Raw genomic sequence first — 25,413 nt, 5'->3', positions numbered from 1 at the left:
GATCATCGGTCATCCACCTTTCCCCGTTCAGGATTTGCCGTGCAAAAGACGACCGACGGATGGCTCAGCGGCCTGCTGGGCGTGATCATCTTCAGTGGCTCGCTGCCTGCGACGCGTGTCGCGGTGCAGGGGCTCGACCCGCTGTTCCTCACGTTCGCGCGCGCGACGATCGCCGGCGCGCTCGGCCTGTTGCTGCTGGTCGTACTGAAGCAGAAGCGGCCGACGCGGGCCGAGACCGTGTCGCTGGCGATCGTCGCGCTCGGGGTCGTGGTTGGTTTCCCGCTGCTGACGGCGCTTGCGCTGAAGCATGTGACGTCGGCACACGCGATCGTGTTCGTCGGGCTGTTGCCGCTCGCGACCGCGCTGTTCGGCGTGTGGCGCGGCGGCGAACGGCCGCGGCTGCCGTTCTGGATCTTCTCGATCGTCGGCAGCGGCGCGGTGGCCGCGTTTGCGCTGCGCAACGGCGGCCAGGCGTCGGTGGTCGGCGATGCGCTGATGCTGGCCGCGATCGTCGCGTGCGGGCTCGGCTACGCGGAAGGCGCGCGCCTGTCGCGCGATCTCGGCGGCTGGCAGGTGATCTCGTGGGCGCTCGTGCTGTCGCTGCCGCTGATGCTGCCGCTCATGTGGCTAACGTGGCCCGCGTCGTTCGACGGTGTCGATGCCGCCGCACTGTGGGGGCTCGCGTACGTGTCGCTGTTCAGCATGCTGATCGGCTTCGTGTTCTGGTATCGCGGGCTCGCGCTCGGCGGGATCGCGGGCGTCGGCCAGTTGCAGCTGCTGCAGCCGTTCTTCGGCTTCCTGCTGGCCGCCGGGCTGCTGCACGAGACGGTGCCGCCGTCGATGGTCGTCGTGACGGTCGTCGTGGTCGGCTGCGTGGCGGGCGCGAAGTACTTCTCGAAAATGGCGCCCGTGCAGCGCGCGGGGTGACGCTGCTGCGGTGCGGCCGAGCGGTTGCTCCGGGCCGCGACCGCGCGAACCGGCGGCACGCCGAAAAGCAAAACGGCCAGGCTGCCGGTAGCGGCAAGCCTGGCCGTTGGCCTTCGTCACGCCGAAAGCGCGTTACTCGAACGTCTCGAGCGCGAGCAATTCGTCGATCGTCTGCCGGCGGCGGATCAACCGCGGCGCGCCGCGATCGACGAGCACTTCCGGCGCGAGCGGCCGGCTGTTGTAGTTCGAGGACATCGACGCGCCGTACGCGCCCGCGTCGTGCAGGAACAGCAGGTCGCCGATCTGCGGCTGCGCCAGCTTGCGGTGCGTGACCACGCCGCCCGCATCCTGCGTGAACACGTCGCCCGATTCGCACAGCGGCCCCGCGATCGCGAGGTCGACGAGCGGCCGGCCGGCCGGCAGCGCGCCGTCGTGCGTGTGCACGGACACCGCGTGGTAGCTGCCGTACATCGACGGGCGCATCAGGTCGTTGAAGCCCGCATCGATCAGCACGAAATCGTGTTTCGGCCGGCGGTTGACGGCCTGCACTTCGGTGACGAGCGTGCCGGCTTCGGCGACGAGGAAGCGGCCCGGTTCGATCTCGATGCGCACCGGGTGGCCGAGGTGCCGTTCGATCCGCTTGCGCGCGGCGTCCCACTGGCTGAAGTAGTGACCGACGTCGACGCGCGGCTCGCCGTCGCGATACGGAATCGACAGGCCGCCGCCGGCCGAGATCGCGTCGATGTCATGGCCGAGCGACGTGACGAGGTCGACCATCGCATCGCACACCTGCGACAGGTGGCCGTAGTCGACGCCCGAGCCGATGTGCATGTGGATGCCGACGAGCTTGAGCCCGTACTGGCGCACGATTTCGATCGCGCGCGGCACGTCGTCGATCCAGATGCCGTGCTTGCTCTGCGGGCCGCCGGTGTTGGTCTTGTTGCTGTGGCCGTGCCCGAAACCGGGGTTGACGCGCAGCCACACGCGGTGGCCCGGCGCGTGCTCGCCGATGCGCGCGAGCATGTCGAGCGAACCCGCGTTCACGGTCACGCCGTGCTTCAGCACGGCCGCGAGCGTCGGGCGGTCGATCAGGTCGGCCGTGAACACGACGCCTTCCGGCTCGCCGGCCGGACTGAACCCGGCCGCGAGGCTGCGCTCGATCTCGCCGAGCGACACGGCATCGACGCACGCGCCTTCCTCGCGCATCAGCTTCAGGATATGGATGTTCGAATTCGCCTTCTGCGCGTAGCGGATCACGTCGAACTGGCGCAGTTGGGCGATGCGGTCGCGGATGACGTCGGCGTCGTACACCCACAGCGGGGTGCCGTATTGCTGCGCGAGCGTCGCGAGCTGGCGGGAATCGAGGGACATGGCGGATGAATCAGGTTGAATGAACGGATAGCGTGAATGATGCGCCTGTTCGGCTATACAGTAAAATGCCTGTTATTCGACATTCGATTCATTTCTGATATAGAAGACCATGCTCACGCACCGCCATATCGAGGTCTTTCGCGCGCTGATGGTCACCGGCAGCACGACGCGCGCGGCCGAGATGCTCTATACGTCGCAACCGACGATCAGCCGCGAGCTCGCGCGGATGGAGCAGGTCGTCGGCTTCGCGCTGTTCGAGCGCGCGCACGGCCGGTTGCGGCCGACGATGGCCGCGCTCACGTTGTTCGACGACGTGCGGCTTGCGTATGTGGGGCTCGAGCGCGTCGCGGCGACGGCCGCGCGCCTGCGCGAGTTTCGCGACGGGCAGCTTTCGGTGATCGCGCTGCCGGCGTTCTCGCACGCGATCCTGCCCGGCGCGTGCCGGCGCTTTCACGCGGCCCACGCGGGCGTCAGCGTGTCGGTCGCAACGCAGGAATCGCCGGTGCTCGAGGAGTGGCTGACCGCGCAGCGGTACGACCTCGGGCTGACCGAGCACGACGTCGCGCCGGCCGGCACCGTGCTTACGTCGCTGCTCGAAGTCGACGAAGTATGCGTGCTGCCCGACGGCCATCCGCTGCTCGCGCACGACGCGATCGATCTGCTGGATCTCGCCGATCGGCCGTTCGTGAGCCTGTCGCTGAACGATCCGTATCGCATCCTGATCGACGAGGCGTTTGCTCAGTTGGGCGTCGCGCCGCGCTCGGTGGTCGACACGCCGTCGGCCGTGTCGGTATGCGCGTTCGTGCGGCAGGGGCTCGGCGCCGCGATCGTCAATCCGCTGACCGCGCTCGATTTCGTCGGGCGCGACCTGCACGTGCGGCCGCTCACGCGGTCGTTTCCGTATCGGGTCAGCATGATCGTGCCCGAGCACCGGCCGAAGAACCTGCTCATCGATGCGTTTGCCGATGCGTTGCGCGGCGAGGCGAAAGCGATCCGTCGCCGGCTGGCCGCGCACCTCGGTTAAACAGCGCCGTATGATGGGCGTTTTGCCGCTATCGTCCCGACTTTTCGGAACTCCGTCATGACCGCCGCATCGTCTTCCATCGAACCACCGACCCTCATCGGCGAGCGCGTCGAACTGCGGCCGCTCGAAGCATCCGACCGGCAGGCGCTGCTCGATGCGGCCGCGGACGGCCAGTTGTGGAACCTGAAGGTCACGGTCGTGCCGGGCGCGGAGACGATCGACGCGTATATCGACACGGCATTGCAGGGGCGCGCGGCCGGCACCGTGATGCCGTTTGCGATCGTCGATCGCGCATCGGGCCGCGTGATCGGCAGCACGCGCTTCTGGAAGATCGATCGCGAGAATCGCAAGCTCGAGATCGGCCATACCGTGGCTGAGCGAATCGGCGCAGCGCACGCGCGCGAATACCGAAGCGAAGTGGCTGTTGCTGGCCTATGCGTTCGACACGCTGCACTGCGTGCGCGTGCAGTTCACGACCGACGAGCTGAACGAGAAATCGCGCGCGGCGATTCTGCGGCTCGGCGCGAAGCAGGAAGGGATCGTGCGTCACGAACGGATCATGCCGGACGGCCGCAAGCGCAATTCGGTGCGCTTCAGCATCATCGACGAAGAATGGCCGGACGTGCGTGCGCGGTTGATGGCGAAGCTCGCGACGTAACGTATGACGCGTGACGTGCGGCGCGCGTATTCGCGGGTCGGCCGGTCAGGCGCGCATCGCGCAGCCGGCAGGGGACGCGGCTGCGCGACGACAGGGGAAGCGGTGCGCCGCGCACGACGCGCGGCGCTGCATCGTTACTGCGCCGATGCGAGGTGGTGACGCTCCGCGAGTTTCTGCGCGTCCGCGTAGTGCTTCTGCAGAATCGGCAGCGACTGGCGTGCGACTTCCTTCAGCTTCGTGTCGCGGCCCGATGCGATTTCGGCCTGGAAAGCCGAGATCGTCTTCTGCTGGCCGGCGAGCGCGACCTGCTCGATATACGCCTTGTCGAACTCGGCGCCGCGCAGGCTCTTGATGCTGTTCAGCACCGTCGTGTCGGGGTCGTTGGCCGGCACGTCGACGCCGCGCGGGCTTGCGGCGCGCATCGCCTGGATGATCTTTTCATCGTCGGCCGACACGCGTTGCGCGAAGGCCTTGACCTGGCTGTCCGACGTGCGCGCATCGGCGATGCGTGCCGCGTCGTGCTGCGTCGACACGGTCTTCGTGCCGTCCGTGATGAAGGCCTGGTCGGCTTCGTGAATGCGCGTCGCGGCAGCGGCCGGCGCGGCGGGCGCTGCGGGTGCCGGTTGCGCCGTTTGCGCGGTCGCCGTCACGGCGACGAGAAGCAGGCCAGCGGCAGACAAGGCAAGGCGCGAGATGTGGGGAAAGCGGTTCATGGGACCTCCTTTCGATCGGGGCTCTGGTTAAAAAACGGATGACGTGATCCGTAGCTGTGCGAGAGACCGGGCGCGCCCGGGCCGGATTCGACCGCCGCTCTGCCGCGGCGACGGTCGAAGTGTGTCCCGGCCCGACTGATTCTAGGAGAGCGGTCGGGTAGCAGGTGCAACCGTGCTGTGGTTTGTGTAACGGTTGGTAAGACGAATCGATGAGCGGGTACGCGTGCCGGTATTGCGTACCGGATGCACGCGCGGCGGCGGCAATTTTTGCGCGCGTGAGGTGAGAGAGATGCACGTGCGTGTCATCTGCATTTCATCGTCGTGTTGCTGTTGTTGTTGCAGTGTCGTGCGCGTCGAACGACGTGCGGACTCGAGCGTGCAATGCGCTTGAAAGCGTCACACGCGATCGAGCAGCGCATCGAGGCGCGGCAGCAGCGGCGTCGCGCAATGCGCCTGCAATGCGTCGGGTGCGGTGTAGCCCCACGCGACACCCTGGAAGGCGATATGCGCGCGTCGTGCCGCGTCGGCGTCGCGGATTTCGTCGCCGACATACAGCACTTCATCGGCGCGCACGCCGGCCTCGCGAACGAGCGCGCGCAGGCGACGTGCCTTGCCGAACAGCGGAATGCCGCACGCGAAGGTGTCGACGCGGCCGCTGGCACGCGGGCCGAGCCGGTCGCGCACGATGTCCTCGGTATTCGACGTTGCGATCGCGATGCGGATGCCGCGCGCGGCGAGCGCGTCGAACGTTGCTTCGACGCCGGGGAACAGCATCACTTGCACGACGCGCGGCCGCATCAGGCGGCGCATGTCGATCGTTACGCGCGGCACTTTCCACATTGGCACGTCGAGCGCACGGATGATGTCGCGCGCCGACATGCCGCGCAGCGCCGGGCGCAACTCCGGCGTGGCGTCGCGAAAGCCGTGCAGGCGCGACGCTTCCGACAGCGCCGCGAGAAAACTGTCGAGCGAATCGGCGAGCGTGCCGTCGAAGTCGAATGCGATGAGGCGGTAGGGCATGACGCGATGTGGCAGGTTGATCGAGCGGGCTACATCATCCACCGAAATGCGTGTGCGGGTAAGCGGGCGAGTGCAGCGAGCTTTCCCGGTGTGCCGGTATCCGGTGGCGAGTACGCGCATTTTGCCCGATACGCGTGCGTTGCTGGCGCCGTGAGGCGGAGAGGGTGGTGCTCCGGAGGGGGGCTACTCGTAGTGGTAGCGACAGGACACGATGCTGATCTGAAGGTCGTCAGCCTCGTAGACCAGGCGGTTCGTGTCGTCGATACGGCGCGACCAGAAGCCGGAGAGATAGGCCTTTAACGGTTCGGGTTTGCCGATGCCTTCGAACGGCGTTCGCTGGGCTTCGCGAATGAGCTGCTTGATGCGCTTGAGCGTCTTGCGATCCTGCCCCTGCCAATAGACACAGTCGTCCCACGCGTCGGCAGTAAAGAGCACGCGGCGTACGCTCATTCATCATCCTCGGCGAGCTTGTGTTCCTTCGCCTTGCCCTTGCGCAGTTGCGCGATCGAACGTTCGAGATGGGCGACGTTGGCCGGCGAGCGCAGCAAGTGAACCGTCTCCATCAGGCTGTCGTAGTAGTCCTGCGACATGATGACGGCGTTCGGTGCATCGCGGCGCGTGATGAGCGTCACGTCCGCATCGTCGACAACCTGGTCGATGACGGTCTTCAGATTGCCGCGGGCATCCGAAAAATGAATCGTGCGCATGATTTGCCTCACTTGTACATATAACCGTACAAGTATAGCGCGGTCGATAAAATATGTACGGGTTGCTGTACAAGTTTCCCGGTGAGTGTATGTGGTTGCGCGCCGCAGTCCGGCAAGAGGATTCTCACCTATCGTGCAGCAGCGGTGTGGCGGTGCCGCTTGTAGCCCGCCGCGCAGCGCGGTATCGTCGATGCTCCGCGTTCCGCGCCCCACCGGAGAACCGACGTGCCCGCTGCCACCCCCGCCACGCTGAGATTTTCCACCGACAAGCGCGAACTCGACATCGACGCGATCTTCGACTTCCTGCATCGCGATGCGTACTGGTCGCAGGGCATTCCGCGAGACGTGGTCGAGCGTGCGATCGAGGGTTCGCTGTGTTTCGGTGCGTATGTCGGCGACCGGCTCGTCGGGTTCGCGCGGCTCGTCACCGATCACGCGACGTTCGCGTACCTGTGCGACGTGTTCGTGCTGCCGGCCGAACGCGGCAACGGCTACGGCCGCGCGCTGATCGATCACGTATTCGCGCAGGAGATGGTGCAGCGCCTGCGCCGCATCATGCTCGTGACGACCGACGCGCACGAGCTGTACCGGCCGGTCGGCTTCGGGCCGTCCGCGAATCCCGAGCGGCTGATGGAGATCCGCCGTCCCGACATCTATACGAAACGCTGACGCGCGGCGCAGCGCATACAATACGCGCTTTCCGTTTTTGCCGAAGAGAAGCCCATCATGACCGAACAGGAAGCCGAACAGCTCGCGACGCATCGCCACTACAAGGGCGGTTTGTACCGTTACATCGGCGTCGCCCGCCATTCCGAAACCGAGGAATCGGTGGTCGTGTACGAGCATCTGTGGCCGCATGCGCGCGGCCTGTGGGTGCGGCCGGAAGCGATGTTCAACGGCAACCTCGAAGACGGCACGCCGCGTTTTCGCAAGCTGCACGACTGAGCGGGCGGCACCGGAGCCGGCGTCTAGCCGGCTCCGCCCGGCTTGTCGTACGGCGCCTGTTGCCGCAGCGCCATCGTGAAGAAGCGCCGGACTTCATCCATCAGTTCCGCGCGGGCCGACGCGAAATCGAACGCGCGCCGGTTTTCGTGCGCATAGCGCCGGCGCCAGTCGTCGGCCGCATGCCGTGCTTCGCGTGCGCGCAGATCGTCGAGTTCGGGCGTGCGCAGCGCGTGATCGGCGATCAGCGTCACGCCGTCGCGGCCGACCTCTAGCACGCCGCCCGCGACGAGGAGGCGGCGATGCTCGCCGGTCGGCGCGTCGACGAGCGTCACGACGCCGGGCCGGATCCGCGTGAGCAGCGGCGCGTGGTGCGGATAGATCCCCAGTTCCCCGCTTTCGCCCGGGACGACGACGAAATGCGCGTCGCCGGCATACAGCACCGCTTCCACGCTCAGGATGTCGAGCCTCATCGACGTCGTCATGCGCGCCCCCTTCAGACCGCCGCCGCGCCGGCGACGATTTCGCACAGCTCGGTGGTGATCTGCGCCTGTCGCGTCTTCTGGTACAGGTGCCGCAGTTCGCGCAGCACGCGGTCGGCGTTGTCCGTCGCGGTCTGCATGCTGAACATCCGCGCGCATTGTTCGCACGCATAGTTCTCGACGACCGCCTGATAGAGCGTTGCCTCGACGTAGCGCAGCAGCAACGTGTCCACGACCGGTTTGGGCGCGGGCTCGTAGAGATAGTCGGATGCCGCCGCGCCGTCGGCCGGCGCGCCGGTGTCGAATCCGGCGACCGGCAGCATCGCATCGATACGCGGCTCGTACGCGAGCGGGCTCGTCAGCCGGTTGTAGGCGACGTGCACTTCGTCGAGCTCGCCGTTGACGAACGCGGTCAGCGGCACGAGCAGCGCGCCGAGCAACTGGTCGAAGTGCGGCTCGGCGGCCAGGCCGCTCGCGCGCGCCGTGATGGTCGCGCCGTGGCGCATCAGCGGCGCGATGCCGCGTGCACCGATCACGCTCAGTTCGCACGTGACGCCGGCCCGGTCCCAGCGTTCGAGCGCATCCACGCATGCGACGAGCAACCGCGCATTGAGCGGGCCGCACAGCCCGCGATCGGTGCTGACGACGATCAGGCCGACGCGGCGCACGGGGTCGCGTCGCGCCATCAGCGCCGACACGTGGTCGGGCCGGTCGCGCAGCACGCGTTCGGCCATCGCCCCGATGCGCGCCGCATACGGGCGGAACTCGCGGGCGCGTCGCTGCGCGTTCGCCATCTTGGTGCGCGCCATCATTTCCATCGCCTTGGTGATCGTGCGCGTGGACGACGTACTGGCGATCTTCGAGCGGATTTCGCGTATGTGCATGTCAGGGGGCGCCGCGGCCATCCGGATGTCATCGTGTGGCTTCATGCTATCGGGACTTCACCTGAAACGATTGACAAGGGTCAAACGATTTCGCCCGGTCTCGCACCAGAATCCGTTCACGTGATCCTCGCGAAGGGGTATTCGATGACCGATTTCCGCCAGCACCAGAAGTACGACGCGCTGATTGCGCGTTGCCGCTCGCTACGCCCGGTGACGGTCGCGGTCGCGCATCCTTGCGACGAGGTATCGCTGCGCGCGGCGGTCGCCGCCGCTCGGGCCGGTATCGTCGTGCCCATACTGGTTGGGCCGACGGCGCGCATCACGGCGCTTGCCGCGACGCTCGGCGTCGACCTGTCCGGCTACCGGCTCGTCGATGCGCCGCACAGTCACGCGTCGGCCGCGCGCGCCGTCGAGCTGGTGCGCTCCGGCGACGCGCAGGCGCTGATGAAGGGCAGCCTGCATACCGACGAGTTGCTGGAGGAAGTGGTGCGCGCCGATACGGGGCTGCGCACCGGGCGGCGCCTGAGCCATGTGTTCATCATGGACGTGCCGACTTACCACAAGCCGTTGTTCATCACCGACGCGGCGGTCAACATCCGTCCGACGCTCGAGCAGAAGGCCGACATCGTGCAAAACGCGATCGATCTCGCGCACGCGCTCGGCATCGGTCAGCCGAAGGTCGCGATCCTGTCGGCGATCGAGACGGTCAGCTCGAAGCTGCCGTCGACGCTCGACGCGGCCGCGCTGTGCAAGATGGCCGAGCGCGGCCAGATCACCGGCGCGCTGCTCGACGGGCCGCTCGCGCTCGACAACGCGATCAGCCCCGAAGCCGCGCGGCTCAAGCATCTCGATTCGGCGGTCGCGGGCGATGCGGACATCCTTCTCGCGCCCGACCTCGAGGCGGGCAACATGCTTGCGAAGGAGCTGACGTTCCTGGCGAACGCCGATGCAGCCGGCATCGTGCTCGGCGCGCGCGTGCCGGTGATCCTGACGAGTCGCGCCGACAGCGAACGCACGCGCCTGGCGAGCTGCGCGGTCGCGGCGCTCGTCGCGGACGCGGCGCGCACGACGGCGGCGCTCGCGGCCGCGCCGGCCGCTGCGGCCGGCGCACACTGACGGGGCCGCGATGCGACATCCCGTGCTGGTCCTCAATGCCGGCTCATCGAGCCTCAAGTTCTCGGTCTACGACACGCGCGAAGATCGCTCGCTCGATGCGGGCCTGCACGGGCAGGTCGAGAACCTGCATGGCGCCCCGCGTCTGTGCGTGGCCGACGCGCACGGCGCGACGCTCGCCGACAGCCCCGTCGCGCGACCGGGGCACCAAGGCGCGATCGAAGCGCTGCACGCGTGGTTCGCGGCTCACGTCGGGCGGGAGGCCGCGTTCGACGGCGTCGGGCACCGGGTCGTGCATGGCGGCCCGTATTTCACCGCGCCGGTGCGGATCGACGCGCGCGTGCTCGATGCAATAGCGTCGCTTTCGCCGCTCGCGCCGCTGCACCAGCCGCATCACGTCGACGCGATCCGCGCGGTCGCCGCGGTCGCACCGAGCCTGCCGCAGGTCGCGTGTTTCGACACGGCGTTCCATTCGACGATGCCGGCGCTCGAACGGGAGTTCGCGTTGCCGCGCGCGCTGACCGGGCAGGGGATCGTGCGCTACGGTTTCCACGGGCTGTCGTACGAATACATCGCGACGGCACTCGCGGGGCTCGATCCGTCTTGGGCGCAGCGCCGGACCGTCGTCGCGCACCTCGGCAACGGCGCGAGCCTGTGCGCGCTCGCGAACGGCCGCAGCGTGGCGACGACGATGGGGTTCACGGCCGTGGACGGGCTGCCGATGGGCACGCGCACGGGCGCGCTGGACCCGGGCGTGATCCTGTACCTGCAGCGTCACGAGGGCCGGTCGCTCGACGAGGTCGAGCATCTGATCTATACGGAATCGGGCTTGCTCGGCGTGTCCGGCGTGTCGAGCGACATGCGCACGCTGCTCGCGAGCGACGCGCCGTCGGCCGCGCATGCAGTCGAGCTGTTCGCGTACCGCGCGGCTCGCGAACTCGCCGCGCTGGCCGGCGTGCTCGGCGGTCTCGACATGCTCGTGTTTACCGCCGGCATCGGCGAGCACGCGCCGCGCGTGCGTGAACGGATCTGCAGCCGCGCGGCGTGGCTCGGCATCGCCCTCGACGACGCGGCGAACGCCGCCGGCCTGCCGGTGATTTCGAGCGACGCGTCGCGCGTGACGGTGCGCGTGATCCCGACCGACGAGAACCTGATGATCGCGCGGCACACGCGCCGCGTGCTGGACGACGCGAGCCCTTCCACGCCGTATCCGACCCGGTGAAACCTTCGATGACAGCACGCGACACATCCTCCCCTGCCGTCAGCGCCCCCGCGCTGCCGATGTTCTGGCCGATGGCCGCCGCCACGGCGATGTTTGCGGCCGGTTCCGAGATCGCCGCGCGCAATCTCCGCTTCCTCGCGGAAGAGGAGAAGCTGCATTTCGAAGTGCATCCTGCGCTGGCATCGACGAACCGGCCGTTGCTGGAGCTGCGGACGATGACGTTTCGCGATTATTCGGCCGCGCCGGCGCACGGGCTGCCGACGATCGTCGATGCGCCGTACGCGGGACACAGCGCGATGATCGCCGACTACCAGCCGGGGCAGAGCCTGATGCAGACGCTGCGCGAGCACGGCGTGACGCGTCTGTACCTGACCGACTGGCGCTCGGCCACCGAGGACATGAAGGACCTCGAGATCGACCAGTATCTGGCCGAGCTGAACGTGTGCGTCGACGAGCTCGGCGGCCGCGTGAATCTCGTCGGGCTGTGCCAGGGCGGCTGGATGTCCGCGATGTATGCGGCGCGTTTCCCGCACAAGGTCGCGAGCCTCGTGCTGGCGGGCTCGCCGATCGACACCGACGCGGGCGACGGCCCGATCAAGCGGATGGTGCACACGTATCCGACGTCGTTCTACGAGGAGCTCGTGGCGATGGGCGGCGGGCTGATGCGCGGGCGCTTCATGCTGCGCGGCTGGAAGAACATGCATCCCGACCAGCACTATCTTGCCGAGCACATCGACCTGTACGAGCATCTCGACGATCCCGAATACCTGCGCAAGCGCGAGGTGTTCGCGAACTGGTACGAAAGCCCGATCGACCTGCCGGGACGCTGGTACCTGCAGGCGATCGTGCAGATCTTCAAGGAGAACCGGCTCGCGAAGGGCACGTTCGTTGCGCTCGGGCGCACGCTCGATCTGAAGGACGTCGCGTGCCCGGCCTATCTGCTCGCCGGCGAGGCCGACGACATCACGACGCCGGAGCAGGTGTTCGGGGCGCGCGATCGCCTCGGGACGCCCGCGTCGCGGATCGAGAGCCGGCTCGTGCCGGGCGGCCATATCGGCCTGTTCATGGGGTCGCGTACGCTGAAGACGGTGTGGCCGGACATCGCGCGATGGATCGCGGCGCAGCGCTAGGCCAGCGCGGATCGACAGGGGGCGGCATGACGTTGCGACACAAGCGGGGGCTCGTCGTCGGCATGGCGAACGAGCAGAGCATCGCGTGGGGATGCGCGCGTGCGTTTTGCCGGGCGGGCGCCACGCTCGCGGTGACCTGGCAGTCGGAGAAGACCTTGCCGCACGTCGAGCCGCTGTTCGCGCAACTCGACGCGCCGATCCGGATGCCGCTCGACGTTGGGCGGCCCGACCAGATGGCGGCGGTGTTCGACGCAATCGCGGTGCAATGGGGCGCGATCGATTTCGTGCTGCATTCGGTTGCGTATGCACCGAAGGCCGATCTGCACGGCCGCGTCGTCGACAGCTCGCCGGAAGGCTTCTCGGTGGCGATGGATACCTCGTGCCATTCGTTCATCCGGATGGCGAGGCTCGCCGAGCCGCTGATGACGCAGGGCGGGAGCCTGATGGCGATGAGCTATCTCGGCGCGGAGCAGGTCGTCGCGAACTACGGGGTGATGGGGCCGGTCAAGGCCGCGCTCGAATCGAGCGTGCGGTACCTGGCGGCCGAACTCGGCGGCACGGGCATTCGCGTCAACGCGATTTCACCGGGCGCGCTGCCGACGCGCGCGGCATCGGGCCTGCCGGACTTCGACCGGCTGCTCGACGACACCGCGCGCCGGGCGCCGCTGCATCACGCGCTGGACATCGACGACGTCGGCGCGTTCTGCGCGTTCCTGGCGAGCGACGGTGCACGGGCGATCACGGGCGGCACGCACTATATCGACGCCGGCATGCACATGCTCGGCTAGCGTGCCGGCGGCACGCGGCGTCAGGTGCGCGCCAATGCCTGCACGAGGGCCGGCGGCGCGTGTGCGACCGCGACCTCCGGCGTGCCGTGCCACGCCGCGAGCTTCTTCACGGCCTTCGCGACGTCGGCCGCGAGCCCCGTGCCGAACCGCACGCCCGGCTCGACATGCACGGCCTTCAGTTCGAACGTGCCGAGCGTGCGGTGCGCTTTCGCGTCGACGCGGCCGACCAGCCGGCCGCGATGCAGCACGGGCAGGCAGAAATAGCCGTAGCGCCGTTTGTGCCCGGGCGTATAGCACTCGATCGTGTAGTCGAAACCGAACAGCGTCGACGCGCGCCGCCGGTCCCATACGACGGGGTCGAACGGCGACAGCAGCGTCGTGACCGTCGAGCGCAGCGTGTCGGCCGCGGCGGCCGGCAGCAATGCGTCGAGCGAGCGATGCACATAGGCCGGCTCCTTCCAGTCGTCGATCTGCACCGGAATCAGGTCGCCCGCATCCGCGAGCCGTTCCAGCTCCTCGCGATACGAACGGCGCGGCAGCCGATAGTAGTCGGCCACCCAGTCCGCGCGCACGACGCCGAGCGCGCGGCACGTGTAGTCGAGCAGCGCGGGCAGCACGGCTTCGCGCGGCGGCAGGTCGCGCGTGTCGTCCCAGCCGGGCAGCACGCGTTCGCGCACGTCGTACACGCGCTGGAAATTGCGGCGTTCCGACACCATCAGGTCGCCCGTCGTGAACAGCACTTCCAGGTGGCGCTTCTCGGGCTTGCGGTCCCACCAGCCGTTGCCCTTCACGCCATCTTCGCGGACGAAATCGGCCGATCGCACCGGGCCGTCGTCGCGAATCCGCGCGAGCAGCCGCTCGATCTCGTCGCGATTCTGCGCGTGCCACTCGGCCGCGTATTTCCAGCCCATCCCCGACGGATCGAGCATCTTGTACCGCATCAGGCCGAACTGCTCGATCGGCAGGAAACACGCTTCGTGCGACCAGTATTCGAACAGGCGCGCCTCGGCGAGATGTTCGTCGAGCCACTGCGGCGAGAAATCGCCGAGACGGCTGAACAGCACGAGATACGGGCTGCGCGCGACGACGTGAATGGTGTCGATCTGCAACTGCGCCATCCGGCGGATCGTGTCGAGCACGTCGGCCTTGGTCGCCTTGCGGCGGGGCGGCGTCAGCAGACCTTGTGCGGCGAGATGCAGCGCGCGGGCGGCGGCGGGCGAGAGCGTAAGCATCGGAATGGCGGATGAGGGTGGCGGTCGGCGATCACTTTAGCGCGAAAGCGGCGCGCGTGTGCGACGCACCGATGCAACGCGTCTGACAATGCTTGACAGATGCGTTTCGCAAGTTTCCCTATAGTGCAGAGCATGGCGCGACGACAAGTGCGCGCAACGATTCCGCTTCCGACGCACATATGTCCATGGCACGCAGGAAGCGAATCCGGGATTCTCAACCCCCATCGGGAGACCCGGAGCCCTGAGCGGACATCCATGCGGCTGAGCACCGGCCCCGTGTGGATGTCCGCTGATTTTTTTGTTTTTCCGGTTTTTCGCCGGCTGCCGCGCGACGTGTCATGCCGCGGCACACGTTTCCCCCGGCCGCAGCGCGCGGGACAGGTCGTCGTGTTTTGCCGCGCCGCAACGCTTGCCGCTTATTGCCGCTTGCCGCGCGCGACTTCGTCGCCGGCGCCGGGCGGCAGCCGCCGCGTGATCGGAATCGACGCGAACGAGCACAGCCCGACCACGACGAACGCGGGCCAGAAATCCGACCACACCATCGTCTGGTGGCCCTGCAGCCAGTGCGACACGTGCAGCACGATACCGGCCACCGTCACGCCGAGCCCGAGCGACATCTGCTGCACCACGCTGCCGAGGCTCGTGGCGCGCCCCGCGTCGCGCGGCGAGATGTCCGCGTAGATCATCGAGTTCAGGCTCGTGAACTGCAGCGCGGGGAAGATGCCGCCGACGAGCACGATCAGCCAGATCGCCCAGGTCGCCATGCCGGGATGGAACACGCCGTACGCGGCGATCGCGAGCCCCGCGAATGCCGCGTTGTAGATCAGCACCGTGCGAAAGCCGAAACGGCGCAGCGTATGCGTGGCCGTCGAACGGCTCATCGCGCCGCCGAGCGCGGACGCGCACGTGATGAGCCCCGAATGGAACGCGCTCATGCCGAGCCCTTCCTGCAGCGCGAGCGGCAGCAGGAACGGCACCGCGCCAAGGCCGATGCGGAACAGCGACCCGCCGACGACGCTCGCGTGGTAGGTCGGGATCTTCAGGAAACTGAGGTCGAGCACCGGGCGCTCCTTGCGGCGCGCGTACGGCACGTAGAGCGCGAGCAGCACGGTGCCGGCCGCGCACATCACGATCGCGTTCGAGCGCGAGGTGAGCGAGCCGTCGAGCAGCGTAAGGCCCATCAGCAGCAATGCGGCGCCGCTTGCCGACAGCAGGAAGCCGAACCAGTCGAGCGGGCCCGGATCGGGCTCGTGCGTGTTCGCGATGTGCTTGCTCGCGAGATAGATCCCGTAGATGCCGATCGGCACGTTGATGAAGAAGATCATCCGCCAGTGCAGGTAGGTCGTGATGAAGCCGCCGACGAGCGGCCCGACCGTGGGCCCGAACAGCGCGGGAATCGCGAGATAGTTCATCGCGCGCACGAGATCCGAGCGCGGCACCGCGCGGAAGATGATGATGCGGCCGACGGGCACCATCATCGCGCCGCCGACGCCCTGTATGAAGCGCGCGAACGTGAGCACGCCGAGGGAACTGGAGGCCGCGCACATCAGCGAGCCGACGACGAAGATGCCGATTGCGGTGCGGAAGACGGAGCGTGCGCCGAAGCGGTCGGCGAGCCAGCCGCAGATCGGGATGAACACGCCGAGCCCGACCACGTAGGCCGTGATCGCAACGTTCAGCGTGACGGGGTTGTGCCCGAAGTCCCTCGCCATCGCGGGCAGCGCGGTGACGATGATGTTCGCGTCGACGCTTTCCATGAACAACGCACAGGCAACGATGAGCGGTGCTAGAAAGACGGGCGACATGGGCTGGGCGCGCGGTAAAGACGCCATTATGCCCATATTGTTGTCGATGCGTCACGCGCGACAACACTTGTTCCGCATGTTGCAACAGTCGTTCCTGCTTCCGCGCGCGAAAGAAGAGACGACCGCCGCGCCGGCTGCGGCGCATGACATCGACCTGTCGCTGCGACCGCGAAACTTGCGTGCGGTGCACGTTTTATGCGACAGTCGGACCCACTCGCAACACAACATATGACGCGCATCGATCGAGGGCCATCGAGACGGGCGCGCGCGCGAACGAGACCTCGTGCCGAGCCACTCACCATCGAAAGGAGGGGACACGCCATGACGTCACGTCGTGCCGCATCGATTGCATCTCGCTTCTCACGTCGCTTCTCGCGTCATCATGCACCGCGTCATGCGCCGCCCGCGCCGCGTCTGCGCTGGGCCGCCGCACTGGCCGTTGCGTATCTGGCCGTCGCCGGCTGCGCCGCGCAGGCCGATAATGCGAACCAGGCCGCCGCTCAGGCGGCCAGCCAGTCGGCCGTGCCGACCGCGGCCGCGATTGCTGGCCCCGCGTCGGGCACGCTGCTGCCGCCGCCGAGCCAGCTCTACGGCGACCTGTTCGTCGCGGTGCAGACCGCGCAGATCTATCCCGACCAGAAGACCTTCGTCGACGCGACGCCCGATACCGATCCCGCGACGATCGTGCAGTTGTATCAGCAACAGAAATCGCAGCCGGGCTTCTCGCTGAAGACGTTCGTCGGCCAGCACTTCACGCCGCCCCCGGAAGGCGGCGTGACGCCGCCGCCGAACCAGACGCTGCGCCAGCACATCGACTGGCTGTGGCCGCAGCTCACGCGCACGAGCGTCACGGTGCCGCAGTACAGTTCGCTGATTCCGCTGCCGAAGCCGTACGTCGTGCCGGGCGGCCGCTTCCGCGAAGGCTACTACTGGGATACCTATTTCACGATGCTCGGGCTGCAGGTGTCGGGTCGCGAGGATCTCGTCGACGACATGCTCGACAACTTCGCGCATCTGATCGACACGATCGGGCACATCCCGAACGGCAACCGCACGTACTACGCGAGCCGCTCGCAGCCGCCGTTCTTCGCGTACATGGTCACGCTCGCCGCGCAGGCCGAAGGCGACAAGGTCTACCAGAAATACCTGCCGCAACTGCGCAAGGAGCATGCGTACTGGATGCAGGGCGAAACCACGACGCCGCGCGGGCAGGCCGCGCGCAACGTGGTCGCGATGCCCGACGGCGCGGTGCTGAACCGCTACTGGGACGCGAGCGACACGCCGCGCGACGAGTCGTATCTCGAGGACGTGACGACCGCGAAGTCTGCGCCCGGCCGTCCGGCGAACGACGTGTACCGCGACTTGCGCGCAGGCGCCGAAAGCGGCTGGGACTACAGCTCGCGCTGGTTCGGCGACGGCAAGACGCTCGCGACGATCCGCACGACGTCGATCGTGCCGGTCGACCTGAACAGCCTGATGTTCCATCTCGAGACGACGATCGTGAAGGGCTGCGCGGTCACGCGCGACGTCGCATGCGTGACCGACTTCGCGGGGCGCGCGGCGCGGCGGGCGGCCGCGATCAACCACTATTTGTGGAACCGCCGCGGCTACTACGGCGACTACGACTGGCAGTTGCGCAAGCCGCGCGACGGCGTGACGGCGGCCGCGCTGTATCCGCTGTTCGCGGGCGTCGCATGGCCCGAGCGCGCGAAGGCGACCGCGCGCGAGGTGCGCAAGACGCTGCTGAAACCGGGCGGCCTCGCGACGACGACCGAGAATACCGGCCAGCAGTGGGACGCGCCGAACGGCTGGGCGCCGCTGCAGTGGATCGCGATCGACGGGCTGCGTCGTTATGGCGAACCGGCGCTCGCGAAGGACATCGGCACGCGTTTCCTGTCCGACGTGAAGCATGTGTATGCAACCGAAGGCAAGCTCGTCGAGAAGTACGTGGTCGAAGGCGCGGGCACGGGCGGCGGCGGTGGCGGCGAATATCCGCTGCAGGACGGCTTCGGCTGGACCAACGGCGTCACGCTCAAACTGCTCGGGCTGTACGGCGAGTGACGCACGGCGCCTGCGGCGTGTTCAGCGCGCTGCAGGCGAACGCACGGGCCGGACTGTCGCGCAAGCGGCCGTCCGGCCCGTTTTCGTTTCCGCTTCCGTATGCGGCTTGCGTCAGAACGTGATCGTCGTGCGCACGCCGACCACCGTTTCGTCGCCGATGCGCGCACCCGCCGCGTTCGGGTTCGGGATGCCGCCGCCCGGACGGAAGAAGTGCTGCAGGTCGGCTTGCAATTGCCACCACGGCGCGACCTGGTACTGGTAGGTCGCCTCGACGACGGTTTCCGCGCGGCGCACCGGATAACCGGGCGTCGTGTAGGTGCCGGTGTCGCCGTCCAGGCCACGCGCATGCGAGCCGATCTTCGCGTAGCCGACCGCGATGCCCGCGACGTCGTTGTCGCGCCCCTTGAACGGCGCCTTCAGCGTCACGCCTGCATTGGCGGCGAAGTCGACGATATTGCGATCGCCCGGCGCGCCCATCACGCGCGCGAACACGCCGACCGAGCGCGGGCTGTCGTCCGACGGCCGCCAGACCATCTGGTCCGCGACCGCATAGAGCCCGTAGTTGCCGCGATGGGTGGCGGGAATGCCGTTGCTCGCCGGATTCGCGAGCGACAGGCCGTCGGTGCCGTAGCGCGGATCGTTCGCATGCTGCGACTGATACCAGAAGCCGAGCTTGTAGGTGCCCGGCAGGCCGGCTGGTTGCGGCGCCTTCGGGTCGGCCGGCGGCGCGTTCAGCACGTACTGCACTTCGCCGATCACGAACGCGCCGCTGCGCAGGTTGAAGTTGGTGCCGTGCGCGTTCAGCACCTGCGCGTCGCCGTCGGTGCGGCCGGCCGGGTTGCCGTCGAATACGCCGACCATCGCGGTCCATGCATCGGCCGGCTTCACGCGCAGCCGCACGCCGAGCGACGACAGCGGATACGCGGGGCCGCCGGACGGCAGATCGGTGGAAGGCAGCACGGGCCAGCCGAACGTGGCGTTCATGAACGTCGCCGCGTTCTGGCTCACCATGAACTCCTGGTCGACGCTCTGCTGGCCGACTTTCACGTCGACCTTGCCGTCGAGCAACGACTGCTGGTACCAGAGCTCCCACAGGCGCGTAGTCGAATTCGCTTCGATGCCGGTCGCGGTCTGCAGCGTCTGCAGGTAGCGCTGCGTGGCGTTGGTGCCGTGGATCTGCAGCGCCGACACGTTGAACGTGCCGCCCGGCAGGCCGATTGCCTTGCCGGTGTCGACGTTGAAGCCGAATTGCGTGAGCCCCTGGTAGGCGCCGCCGCGCTTCGTGCCGCCGGACGTGTTGTACAGGTACTCGCTGGTTTCCTGCAGGCTCAGCGTGACGCCGTGATCGCCGAGCAGGTCGCGCAGGCCGCCCATGTTGCCGAGCAGGTTCGAGCGCTCCCACAGGCCGGTGGGGGCGGGCGTGGCAGCATCGGCGGCCTGTTGTGCGGGAGCGGCGGCGTCGCTGGCGCCGGCCGCCGGTTCGGCCGCGGCCGGCAGCGGCGATTGCGCGAATGCGGGCGCGGCGGCGAGCGACAGCAGCAGCGCGGCGAGCGCATTGACGCGCGGCTTGCGCGGAACGGGTTCGAGAGGGTTCTTCATGCGGACTCCGTCGGCGATTTGATTAGTTAGGCTGAAGAAAAGAATACGTGATGCGGGAAGCGTGGCGAGGCGCTCGCGCGGCGGCACATGGCACATGTGCGCGTGGCGCCACCGCGCGCCGCGGACTTATGGCAACCAGCCGCCTACGCGCCACACTTGCGCGAAGCCGAGGCGCGATGCAGCCGAGCATAGCAGCGCGGCGAGCGCCACCGCGGCCGCCATCGCGGCGACCAGCACGCAGTCGAGCGGGCGCGGTGCCGCCGGCACGTGGGCGAATGCCGCGCCGCGCCAGTTGCCGAGTGCATGGGCGAGCGGCGAGCGGCCGGAAACGAAAGAGCGGTCGCACGCGACATGCACGATGCGCTTGAGTCTGACCGCGAACGATTGAAAGAACATGACGCTGCCTCCGTCCGGTCCGGCGCAGGCCGGACGACGTGATCGAGCGCGGGCGCATGACGCGGCCTGCGATCGGAGGTTGGAACATAACGGAGCGTGCGACTGATGAACCGGCGACGGCCGGCCCGGGGGGAAGCGCGCTAACCCGACGAATGCGAGCTAGCGGCGAAAGACATGCGTCTGGCTGCTATCTCGCGATGGCTTGGCCGGCCTGGACCGGCATCGAACTGCAACTGGAGCATGTGTCCACGGAGGGACTCCGTTGATGAATTGGGGCGGATTGTAGTCGCGACTTTTGCTGCGGTGCAAGTAAAAAACGCAGAAAAGACGATGTGTGTGTGGCGTGCGAGTCGCGGCGGCACGCGGTCGGCAAGCAGAGGGCGCTGCCGGGCGCCTGCCGTTGTTCGCATGCATCGGCGCGTGACCGGTTCATGACGTGCTGAAAGGTTTCGGTACGTCATTTCAAGGGCAAATCTTTCAGCGCCGCAAGGCGGGAAATTTATTTCTGGAAAGGGGGTTCGGAGGGGTTGACTTCACTTTCGGGCGGTTCATAGAATTCGGCATCTTCACTCTTGGGGCCGCCGCCTTGGACGCCTGCAGTAGTCGATCTTCGAACGAAATTTCCGCCTGAGCGACCGACGTCCGCGCCTCATCGAAGCCGCCGTTTGTCCCCCGGGCAAACGGTGCGCGCAGCAGTATTCCGCAGTAACTCCCTACGTGCACCCTGATTCGCGCCGGTTAGCGTGATGCGTTTTCGCATGCGCCGTCCGGATATGCCGCCGCCTGGTATGCGGCCGCGTTCGCGTATGCGTTTTTCATGCGCGCGAACGGCGGCCCGCAAGCCGGACGGCGGTCAACCGTGTTCCCCGGAACACCGCACAGGAGCCGCCATGAACGACAGTGACAGTTGTCCCTTATGCCCGTTTCACGCACCGACCCTTTTGAACCCGGGTCGCAGGGACACTCCGGCCGACTAGCCTGACATGTCGTTCAGGCCCCGGACTGGCCCCGCGCCCACCACGCGGCCGGCACGCCTGCCGTCGCCGCAAGGAGCCAGACCATGAACTTCGGCCTTCTGCTGTCGAACCTGCCGCACGTCGCGGAATCGCGCAACCAATACGACGCGATGCTGACGCTCGACGCCCGTCCGCGGGTGTTCTCCCGCCTGTTGAACCAGCTGAAATCGTTGATCCGCCACTGAAGAAGCGCCGAGCGCGCCTCGGCATGCGCACGCGCGGCTGCCTGCGGGCAGGCCCCGCGTACGCATCCCAAGGTCACACGCTCATCGGATAACCATTAGCCGTACGGAACAAATCATGTCCACGCCATCCAACGTCTCTCCACCGATCGTCGCGGAACGCAGCGCCGTGCTCGACGAAGCCCATGTCGGCGACATCCGCGGCGCGCTCGGCACGATCGCGCATCACGACACCGCCGCGCGCGGCACATGGTGGGCGCGGCTGCGCACGCTGCTCGCGATCATCGGCCCGGGCCTCATCGTGATGGTCGGCGACAACGATGCCGGCGCATTCGGCACCTACACGCAGGCCGGCCAGAACTACGGCACGACGCTGCTGTGGACACTGCTGCTGCTCGTGCCCGTGCTGTACGTGAACCAGGAAATGGTGCTGCGCCTCGGCGCGGTCACGGGCGTCGGCCATGCACGCCTGATCTTCGAGCGCTTCGGCAAGTTCTGGGGTGCATTCAGCGTGATCGACCTGTTCCTGCTCAATGCGCTGACGATCGTCACCGAGTTCATCGGCATCACGTTCGTGCTGGATTTCTTCGGATTGCCGAAAGTGGCCGGCGTGTGCGTGGCCGCCGCGCTGACGATGGCCGCGGTGAGTACCGGCGATTTCAGGCGCTTCGAGCGGTTTGCGATCGGGCTGTGCGTGCTGAGCCTGCTGCTCGTGCCGGTGCTCGTGTCGATCCATCCGCCCGTCGCGCAGATGACGCGCGATTTCCTCGTGCCGAACTGGCCCGCGCACGCGAAGCTGTCGGACGTGATGCTGCTCGTGATCGGCATCGTCGGCACGACCGTCGCACCGTGGCAGCTGTTCTTCCAGCAGAGCTACGTGATCGACAAGCGCATCACGCCGCGCTTCATGAAGTATGAAAAGGTCGACCTGTGGATCGGCATCGCATTCGTGCTGATCGGCGCGGTCGCGATGATCGGTTTCAGCGCCGCGCTGTTCGGCGGGCATCCGGAAGCCGGCAACTTCACCGACGCGGGCGGCATCATCGCGGGCCTCGAGAAGTATGCGGGCCGCACGGGCGCGACGCTGTTCGCGGTGGCGCTGCTCGACGCGTGCATCATCGGCGCGGCGGCCGTGTCGCTGTCGACCGCGTATGCGATCGGCGACGTGTTCAAGATCCGCCATTCGCTGCACCGCGGCGTGTCCGACGCGAAGGGCTTCTATCTCGTGTACTTCGGCATCGTCGCGGCCGCGGCCACGCTCGTGCTGATCCCGGGCAGCCCGCTCGGCCTGCTGACCGAAGCCGTGCAGACGCTCGCGGGCGTGCTGCTGCCGAGCGCGACGGTGTTCCTGCTCGTGCTGTGCAACGACCGCCAGGTGCTGGGGCCGTGGGTCAACTCGACGAAGCTCAACGTGTTCACGGGCGCGGTGATCTGGGTGCTCGTGCTGCTGTCGATCATCCTGACCGCGTCGGTGATGTATCCGGACATCAGCGGCGAAGCGATCGTCGACGTACTGGTGGGCGGCACCGTGCTTGCGATTGCCGGCTATCTCGCGACGGTGCTGATTCGCCGCCACAAGCGCGTCGTCGAACCGGCGCTCGATCGCTCGCTGCGCGACACGTGGCGCATGCCGCCGCTCGACACGCTCGAGCCGCAGAACATGACGCTCGCGACGCGGATCTGGATGGCCGTGCTGCGCGGCTATCTGGTGATCGCGGTCGGTCTCGTGATCGTGAAGGTCGTGCAGATGACGCTGCTGAAGTAACGCGGATCGTTTGCCAGGAAGCGGCGCCGGACCCGGCACCGCGCCGCAACCCGCACATGCCGGCCCGCGAGGCCGGCATGTGCGTTTACACGTTGCACGTTCGCTCGTCGCAAGCGTCGCAAGCGCTGCGCCGCCGTCAGATCAGCTCGAGCTTCGACGTCAGGTACGTGAGCTGGATCCGGTTCGCGACGCCGAAGCGCTTGCGCAGTTTGCGCAGGTGATAGTCGACGTTGTGCGCGCTGGTGTCGAGGCGCCGGCCGATCTCCTTGTCGGATGCGCCTTCGGCGATGCCGAGCAGCAGTTCCTGCTCGAACGGCGTGAGCCCGTTTACCGTACGCTCGCGCGACGTCGCGATCAGTTGCGGCGACGCGAACTTGTGCACCGACAGCCCGATCGACAGCGCCTGCTCGATCGTCGCCGGCGTGATCCATTCGCGCGTGCGGCGCGGCGCGGTGAAGCTCATGAACGCATGCAGCCGCGTGCCGGGCACGGCCATCGAATACATGATGCCGCTGCACATCCCGTCGTCCTGCATCGTCTGCAGGAAACCGTCGAGCGCGGCCGGCGTCACGCACGGGCCGGCGTCGCGCTCGCGGTGTTCGCGGCGCAGCTGCTGCAGGTCCCACACGATCGGCATGTTGCATACGCGCGCGCCGAGCGTGCGCGGATCGACGTCGTGATGGCTGTGCCGCACGTAGTCGCCGCGATAGGTGGCCGGCGTGAACGCTTCGTGCAGGTAGAGACTTTCGACACGCTCGCGCGCGAATTCGAGCGCGAAGTACGCGAACGTCGAGAAGCCTGTCAGGTGCAGCAGGCTCGTGACGATCCGGTTGCGCTCGGCGGTGCTCTGCGCATGCGCGAGCGTATCGGCGACGCCGAGCGTCGGCGCGTGCGGCTGCGCGACTTCGCCGCGCTTGACGTCGTCGCACCAGACGACCTGCACGGTACGCTCCCGCAGCGCGTCCGCGCATGCGCTCGACCCGCGCGACGGGCGGGAAAAGGTCGGGGCGACCGCTTCTTCATGCAATGCAATATCGGACATGAGCCATCCCTCGGAATCGACGCGCATCGCCTGGCGGCGGCCGTATCGTATACGGCATTCGCGGCGGTGCGATCGAGCATCGTTTTGATATGCGCCGATCGTCATCCCTGACGAAACGCGGGGGCATTGTACAAAAAATGTCTGTGTGCGCGTAATATGCCGTAATACTAATTGCGGCGAAAGGTTCATATTCGCACGCATATAACAACGACCAGAAAACCATAAAGAAAAGACCAGATCGTGACGGGGCGCAGTTTCACATATTGGGAAAGGGCGGGCTCCTCATGACATATGCTGACGGCGCACCACGCGTCGAATGGTTTTCACAGGCCGATATAGCGGCCGCTGCCGCTTATTCGAACGAATATCAGGCAATCGATCGCGACGTTTTTACCGGCATTCAAATTGCGCTCGGTAAAACCGACCTTGCTTCGGCCGATTTCGCGCAATGCCATGCGCGATTGCGGCAAATCGGTTTCAGTACGCTCGGTTACGGCGCCTATGAAATGATCGGGCGGCGCATCCTGTGCGCGCATCTGCTGCGCGACCTCGCGCCGGCGACGTTCATGCAGCCGTTTATCGAAGGGATGCTGTACGAGAGCGACCCGCGGTTCGCGCAGGTGCGGCAGAGCGGCTTTCCGGTCGCGTGGCGGCTCGACGAGATCGAGGCGGCCGCGCAGGGCAGCGGCGACCGCAAGGTGCTGGCCCTCGCCGGCCATCTGCGCGCGCACGCGATGAACAGCGGCGTGATCTTCAGCCTGTCGGCGCCGCGCCTCGACCTGCGCGTCGCGGTGAACGTGACGTCGGAGACGCACGGCACCGAATGGATCGACGATCGCGTGATCGGCGGCGCGCTGGCCGTGAGCCTCGCCGTGCATCGTGTCGCGCTGCCGTTCCTCGAGGCGCGCATCGCGCGCATGCGCGGCTTCGCGCTCGGCGACGAGCAGCAACAGGTGCTCGACCGTCTCGTGCACGGGCTGTCCGACCAGGAGATCGCGAGCGCGCTGCGTACGTCGCTGCACAAGGTCGGCCACCATATCCGTTCGCTCGAAAAACTCTTCAACGTGCAGAACCGCGCGCAGCTCGCGTACCTCGCCGCGCGGCGCCTTCAGCCCTGACCCGACGCGCGCGCGGGCGGCCCGGCGCGCGCTGGAAGCGGTTCCGGCCGCGCGTGCCCGAATGCGCCGCCGGGTTTCGTAGTCCGATCCGATCGCCGCCGGCAAACGCGCTTTCGCGCTACGAGGTGCATCCCTTTTTCCATCGGTTCGCATCGCTACACTCGTCCCATTCAACGGTCCGTGCGGCACGGGGCAGGGTTGCCCGCGCCAGCCGGC

Annotated in this window: 25 protein-coding genes and 1 pseudogene; 14 read left to right on the top strand and 12 right to left on the bottom strand. The window is 67.4% G+C overall.

The features are described 5' to 3' along the window. Window positions 1–39: 39 nt before the first annotated feature. Entirely contained in the window at window positions 40–927 is an 888-nt protein-coding gene (locus AC3WLY_RS05305; protein WP_072444204.1) for a DMT family transporter, read from the top strand. A gap of 132 nt (window positions 928–1,059) precedes the next feature. Here AC3WLY_RS05305 and lysA read toward each other — a convergent pair whose 3' ends face one another. Next, on the bottom strand, window positions 1,060–2,298 hold the full coding sequence (lysA, locus tag AC3WLY_RS05300; RefSeq protein ID WP_175000722.1) for a diaminopimelate decarboxylase: 1,239 nt from the start codon (window positions 2,296–2,298) through the stop codon (window positions 1,060–1,062). 109 nt (window positions 2,299–2,407) lie between these two features. Here lysA and AC3WLY_RS05295 point away from each other — a divergent pair, with 109 nt between their 5' ends. Continuing rightward, entirely contained in the window at window positions 2,408–3,322 is a 915-nt protein-coding gene (locus AC3WLY_RS05295) for a LysR family transcriptional regulator (protein WP_175959589.1), read from the top strand. A gap of 57 nt (window positions 3,323–3,379) precedes the next feature. Continuing rightward, a pseudogene (locus tag AC3WLY_RS05290) lies at window positions 3,380–3,980 on the top strand (GNAT family N-acetyltransferase). A 134-nt stretch (window positions 3,981–4,114) separates the two neighbouring features. Here AC3WLY_RS05290 and AC3WLY_RS05285 read toward each other — a convergent pair. The 4 genes from AC3WLY_RS05285 to AC3WLY_RS05270 all read right to left on the bottom strand — a co-directional run bounded on the left by AC3WLY_RS05285 (window position 4,115) and on the right by AC3WLY_RS05270 (window position 6,420). Beyond that, window positions 4,115–4,693, bottom strand: a complete 579-nt coding sequence (locus tag AC3WLY_RS05285; RefSeq protein WP_072444196.1) for a DUF4142 domain-containing protein — start codon at window positions 4,691–4,693, stop codon at window positions 4,115–4,117. Between the two features lie 396 nt (window positions 4,694–5,089). Then, window positions 5,090–5,713 carry an HAD hydrolase-like protein gene (locus AC3WLY_RS05280; protein WP_175959587.1) on the bottom strand — a complete coding sequence of 208 codons (624 nt, stop codon included), beginning with the start codon at window positions 5,711–5,713 and terminating at the stop codon, window positions 5,090–5,092. Window positions 5,714–5,896: 183 nt separating this feature from the next. After that, window positions 5,897–6,163 carry a Txe/YoeB family addiction module toxin gene (locus AC3WLY_RS05275; protein WP_175959586.1) on the bottom strand — a complete coding sequence of 89 codons (267 nt, stop codon included), beginning with the start codon at window positions 6,161–6,163 and terminating at the stop codon, window positions 5,897–5,899. Further along, the gene (locus AC3WLY_RS05270) at window positions 6,160–6,420 is read right to left on the bottom strand and encodes a type II toxin-antitoxin system Phd/YefM family antitoxin (protein WP_011547275.1); all 261 of its coding nucleotides are present in this window, start codon (window positions 6,418–6,420) and stop codon (window positions 6,160–6,162) included. Before AC3WLY_RS05270 ends, AC3WLY_RS05275 begins: the two co-directional genes overlap by 4 nt. A gap of 225 nt (window positions 6,421–6,645) precedes the next feature. On the opposite strand from AC3WLY_RS05270, the gene AC3WLY_RS05265 reads away from it, so the two are divergent. Continuing rightward, window positions 6,646–7,089, top strand: coding sequence for a GNAT family N-acetyltransferase (locus AC3WLY_RS05265; RefSeq protein WP_034180528.1), 444 nt, complete (start codon window positions 6,646–6,648; stop codon window positions 7,087–7,089). A 57-nt stretch (window positions 7,090–7,146) separates the two neighbouring features. Continuing rightward, on the top strand, window positions 7,147–7,365 hold the full coding sequence (locus AC3WLY_RS05260) for a DUF1653 domain-containing protein (protein WP_310132784.1): 219 nt from the start codon (window positions 7,147–7,149) through the stop codon (window positions 7,363–7,365). A 23-nt stretch (window positions 7,366–7,388) separates the two neighbouring features. Here the strand turns inward: AC3WLY_RS05260 and atpC are convergent, their stop codons facing one another. Beyond that, a complete protein-coding gene (atpC, locus tag AC3WLY_RS05255) occupies window positions 7,389–7,847 on the bottom strand; it encodes an ATP synthase F1 subunit epsilon (protein ID WP_425133067.1) in 459 nt (152 codons plus the stop codon). An 11-nt stretch (window positions 7,848–7,858) separates the two neighbouring features. After that, a complete protein-coding gene (gene atpG, locus AC3WLY_RS05250) occupies window positions 7,859–8,728 on the bottom strand; it encodes an ATP synthase F1 subunit gamma (RefSeq protein WP_175959733.1) in 870 nt (289 codons plus the stop codon). A gap of 87 nt (window positions 8,729–8,815) precedes the next feature. Here atpG and AC3WLY_RS05245 point away from each other — a divergent pair, with 87 nt between their 5' ends. From AC3WLY_RS05245 to fabI, 4 genes are read left to right on the top strand one after another with little or no spacing between them, the layout of a single operon-like run. Continuing rightward, window positions 8,816–9,844: a phosphate acetyltransferase gene (locus AC3WLY_RS05245; RefSeq protein WP_279610691.1), complete on the top strand. Its 1,029-nt coding sequence runs from the start codon at window positions 8,816–8,818 to the stop codon at window positions 9,842–9,844. 10 nt (window positions 9,845–9,854) lie between these two features. Next, window positions 9,855–11,063: an acetate/propionate family kinase gene (locus AC3WLY_RS05240; RefSeq protein WP_310132789.1), complete on the top strand. Its 1,209-nt coding sequence runs from the start codon at window positions 9,855–9,857 to the stop codon at window positions 11,061–11,063. An 8-nt stretch (window positions 11,064–11,071) separates the two neighbouring features. Next, window positions 11,072–12,193 carry an alpha/beta fold hydrolase gene (locus tag AC3WLY_RS05235; protein WP_492308153.1) on the top strand — a complete coding sequence of 374 codons (1,122 nt, stop codon included), beginning with the start codon at window positions 11,072–11,074 and terminating at the stop codon, window positions 12,191–12,193. A 26-nt stretch (window positions 12,194–12,219) separates the two neighbouring features. After that, window positions 12,220–12,981, top strand: a complete 762-nt coding sequence (gene fabI / locus AC3WLY_RS05230; RefSeq protein ID WP_310132793.1) for an enoyl-ACP reductase FabI — start codon at window positions 12,220–12,222, stop codon at window positions 12,979–12,981. A 20-nt stretch (window positions 12,982–13,001) separates the two neighbouring features. Here fabI and AC3WLY_RS05225 read toward each other — a convergent pair whose 3' ends face one another. Beyond that, window positions 13,002–14,213, bottom strand: a complete 1,212-nt coding sequence (locus AC3WLY_RS05225) for a DNA glycosylase AlkZ-like family protein (RefSeq protein ID WP_310132796.1) — start codon at window positions 14,211–14,213, stop codon at window positions 13,002–13,004. A 416-nt stretch (window positions 14,214–14,629) separates the two neighbouring features. Beyond that, on the bottom strand, window positions 14,630–16,018 hold the full coding sequence (locus AC3WLY_RS05220; protein WP_310132799.1) for an MFS transporter: 1,389 nt from the start codon (window positions 16,016–16,018) through the stop codon (window positions 14,630–14,632). Here AC3WLY_RS05220 and AC3WLY_RS05215 point away from each other — a divergent pair. Next, entirely contained in the window at window positions 15,969–16,250 is a 282-nt protein-coding gene (locus tag AC3WLY_RS05215) for a hypothetical protein (protein WP_492308235.1), read from the top strand. The two genes, AC3WLY_RS05220 and AC3WLY_RS05215, sit on opposite strands and share 50 nt — an antisense overlap. 89 nt (window positions 16,251–16,339) lie before the next feature. Beyond that, window positions 16,340–18,079, top strand: coding sequence for an alpha,alpha-trehalase TreA (gene treA, locus AC3WLY_RS05210; RefSeq protein ID WP_492308154.1), 1,740 nt, complete (start codon window positions 16,340–16,342; stop codon window positions 18,077–18,079). Window positions 18,080–18,190: 111 nt separating this feature from the next. On the opposite strand, the gene AC3WLY_RS05205 is transcribed toward treA, so the two are convergent. Both AC3WLY_RS05205 and AC3WLY_RS05200 read right to left on the bottom strand, forming a co-directional pair. Continuing rightward, window positions 18,191–19,678 (bottom strand): carbohydrate porin, encoded by a 1,488-nt coding sequence (locus tag AC3WLY_RS05205; RefSeq protein ID WP_492308155.1) that lies wholly within the window; start codon window positions 19,676–19,678, stop codon window positions 18,191–18,193. Window positions 19,679–19,804: 126 nt separating this feature from the next. Beyond that, complete coding sequence (locus AC3WLY_RS05200; protein ID WP_175959576.1) at window positions 19,805–20,074, bottom strand: hypothetical protein; 270 nt, start codon at window positions 20,072–20,074, stop codon at window positions 19,805–19,807. A gap of 1,060 nt (window positions 20,075–21,134) precedes the next feature. Here AC3WLY_RS05200 and AC3WLY_RS05195 point away from each other — a divergent pair. Next, complete coding sequence (locus AC3WLY_RS05195) at window positions 21,135–21,275, top strand: hypothetical protein (RefSeq protein WP_165948028.1); 141 nt, start codon at window positions 21,135–21,137, stop codon at window positions 21,273–21,275. Between the two features lie 115 nt (window positions 21,276–21,390). Beyond that, complete coding sequence (locus AC3WLY_RS05190) at window positions 21,391–23,037, top strand: Nramp family divalent metal transporter (RefSeq protein ID WP_175959575.1); 1,647 nt, start codon at window positions 21,391–21,393, stop codon at window positions 23,035–23,037. A gap of 136 nt (window positions 23,038–23,173) precedes the next feature. Here AC3WLY_RS05190 and AC3WLY_RS05185 read toward each other — a convergent pair whose 3' ends face one another. Then, complete coding sequence (locus tag AC3WLY_RS05185) at window positions 23,174–24,079, bottom strand: helix-turn-helix transcriptional regulator (protein ID WP_492308156.1); 906 nt, start codon at window positions 24,077–24,079, stop codon at window positions 23,174–23,176. Window positions 24,080–24,363: 284 nt separating this feature from the next. Between AC3WLY_RS05185 and AC3WLY_RS05180 the strand changes: the two genes are divergently transcribed. After that, window positions 24,364–25,197, top strand: a complete 834-nt coding sequence (locus AC3WLY_RS05180) for a helix-turn-helix transcriptional regulator (protein ID WP_034180515.1) — start codon at window positions 24,364–24,366, stop codon at window positions 25,195–25,197. Window positions 25,198–25,413 lie beyond the last annotated feature (216 nt).

Source organism: Burkholderia sp. FW306-1C-G01B (assembly GCF_058781685.1).
This window is presented reverse-complemented; position numbering and strand designations above follow the sequence as displayed.

Excerpts from the sequence above, each read along its gene's own strand:
- AC3WLY_RS05185 (WP_492308156.1), bottom strand. The coding sequence starts at position 24,079 with ATGTCCGATATTGCATTGCATGAAGAAGCGGTCGCCCCGACCTTTTCC.
- AC3WLY_RS05285 (WP_072444196.1), bottom strand. The coding sequence starts at position 4,693 with ATGAACCGCTTTCCCCACATCTCGCGCCTTGCCTTGTCTGCCGCTGGC.
- AC3WLY_RS05195 (WP_165948028.1), top strand. The coding sequence starts at position 21,135 with ATGAACTTCGGCCTTCTGCTGTCGAACCTGCCGCACGTCGCGGAATCG.
- fabI (WP_310132793.1), top strand. The coding sequence starts at position 12,220 with ATGACGTTGCGACACAAGCGGGGGCTCGTCGTCGGCATGGCGAACGAG.
- AC3WLY_RS05235 (WP_492308153.1), top strand. The coding sequence starts at position 11,072 with ATGACAGCACGCGACACATCCTCCCCTGCCGTCAGCGCCCCCGCGCTG.
- AC3WLY_RS05225 (WP_310132796.1), bottom strand. The coding sequence starts at position 14,213 with ATGCTTACGCTCTCGCCCGCCGCCGCCCGCGCGCTGCATCTCGCCGCA.
- atpC (WP_425133067.1), bottom strand. The coding sequence starts at position 7,847 with ATGACGACGTCGATGAGGCTCGACATCCTGAGCGTGGAAGCGGTGCTG.
- AC3WLY_RS05270 (WP_011547275.1), bottom strand. The coding sequence starts at position 6,420 with ATGCGCACGATTCATTTTTCGGATGCCCGCGGCAATCTGAAGACCGTC.
- AC3WLY_RS05240 (WP_310132789.1), top strand. The coding sequence starts at position 9,855 with ATGCGACATCCCGTGCTGGTCCTCAATGCCGGCTCATCGAGCCTCAAG.
- AC3WLY_RS05205 (WP_492308155.1), bottom strand. The coding sequence starts at position 19,678 with ATGAAGAACCCTCTCGAACCCGTTCCGCGCAAGCCGCGCGTCAATGCG.
- AC3WLY_RS05280 (WP_175959587.1), bottom strand. The coding sequence starts at position 5,713 with ATGCCCTACCGCCTCATCGCATTCGACTTCGACGGCACGCTCGCCGAT.
- treA (WP_492308154.1), top strand. The coding sequence starts at position 16,340 with ATGACGTCACGTCGTGCCGCATCGATTGCATCTCGCTTCTCACGTCGC.
- lysA (WP_175000722.1), bottom strand. The coding sequence starts at position 2,298 with ATGTCCCTCGATTCCCGCCAGCTCGCGACGCTCGCGCAGCAATACGGC.
- AC3WLY_RS05200 (WP_175959576.1), bottom strand. The coding sequence starts at position 20,074 with ATGTTCTTTCAATCGTTCGCGGTCAGACTCAAGCGCATCGTGCATGTC.
- atpG (WP_175959733.1), bottom strand. The coding sequence starts at position 8,728 with ATGCACATACGCGAAATCCGCTCGAAGATCGCCAGTACGTCGTCCACG.
- AC3WLY_RS05215 (WP_492308235.1), top strand. The coding sequence starts at position 15,969 with ATGAACAACGCACAGGCAACGATGAGCGGTGCTAGAAAGACGGGCGAC.
- AC3WLY_RS05295 (WP_175959589.1), top strand. The coding sequence starts at position 2,408 with ATGCTCACGCACCGCCATATCGAGGTCTTTCGCGCGCTGATGGTCACC.
- AC3WLY_RS05275 (WP_175959586.1), bottom strand. The coding sequence starts at position 6,163 with ATGAGCGTACGCCGCGTGCTCTTTACTGCCGACGCGTGGGACGACTGT.
- AC3WLY_RS05260 (WP_310132784.1), top strand. The coding sequence starts at position 7,147 with ATGACCGAACAGGAAGCCGAACAGCTCGCGACGCATCGCCACTACAAG.
- AC3WLY_RS05180 (WP_034180515.1), top strand. The coding sequence starts at position 24,364 with ATGACATATGCTGACGGCGCACCACGCGTCGAATGGTTTTCACAGGCC.
- AC3WLY_RS05190 (WP_175959575.1), top strand. The coding sequence starts at position 21,391 with ATGTCCACGCCATCCAACGTCTCTCCACCGATCGTCGCGGAACGCAGC.
- AC3WLY_RS05220 (WP_310132799.1), bottom strand. The coding sequence starts at position 16,018 with ATGTCGCCCGTCTTTCTAGCACCGCTCATCGTTGCCTGTGCGTTGTTC.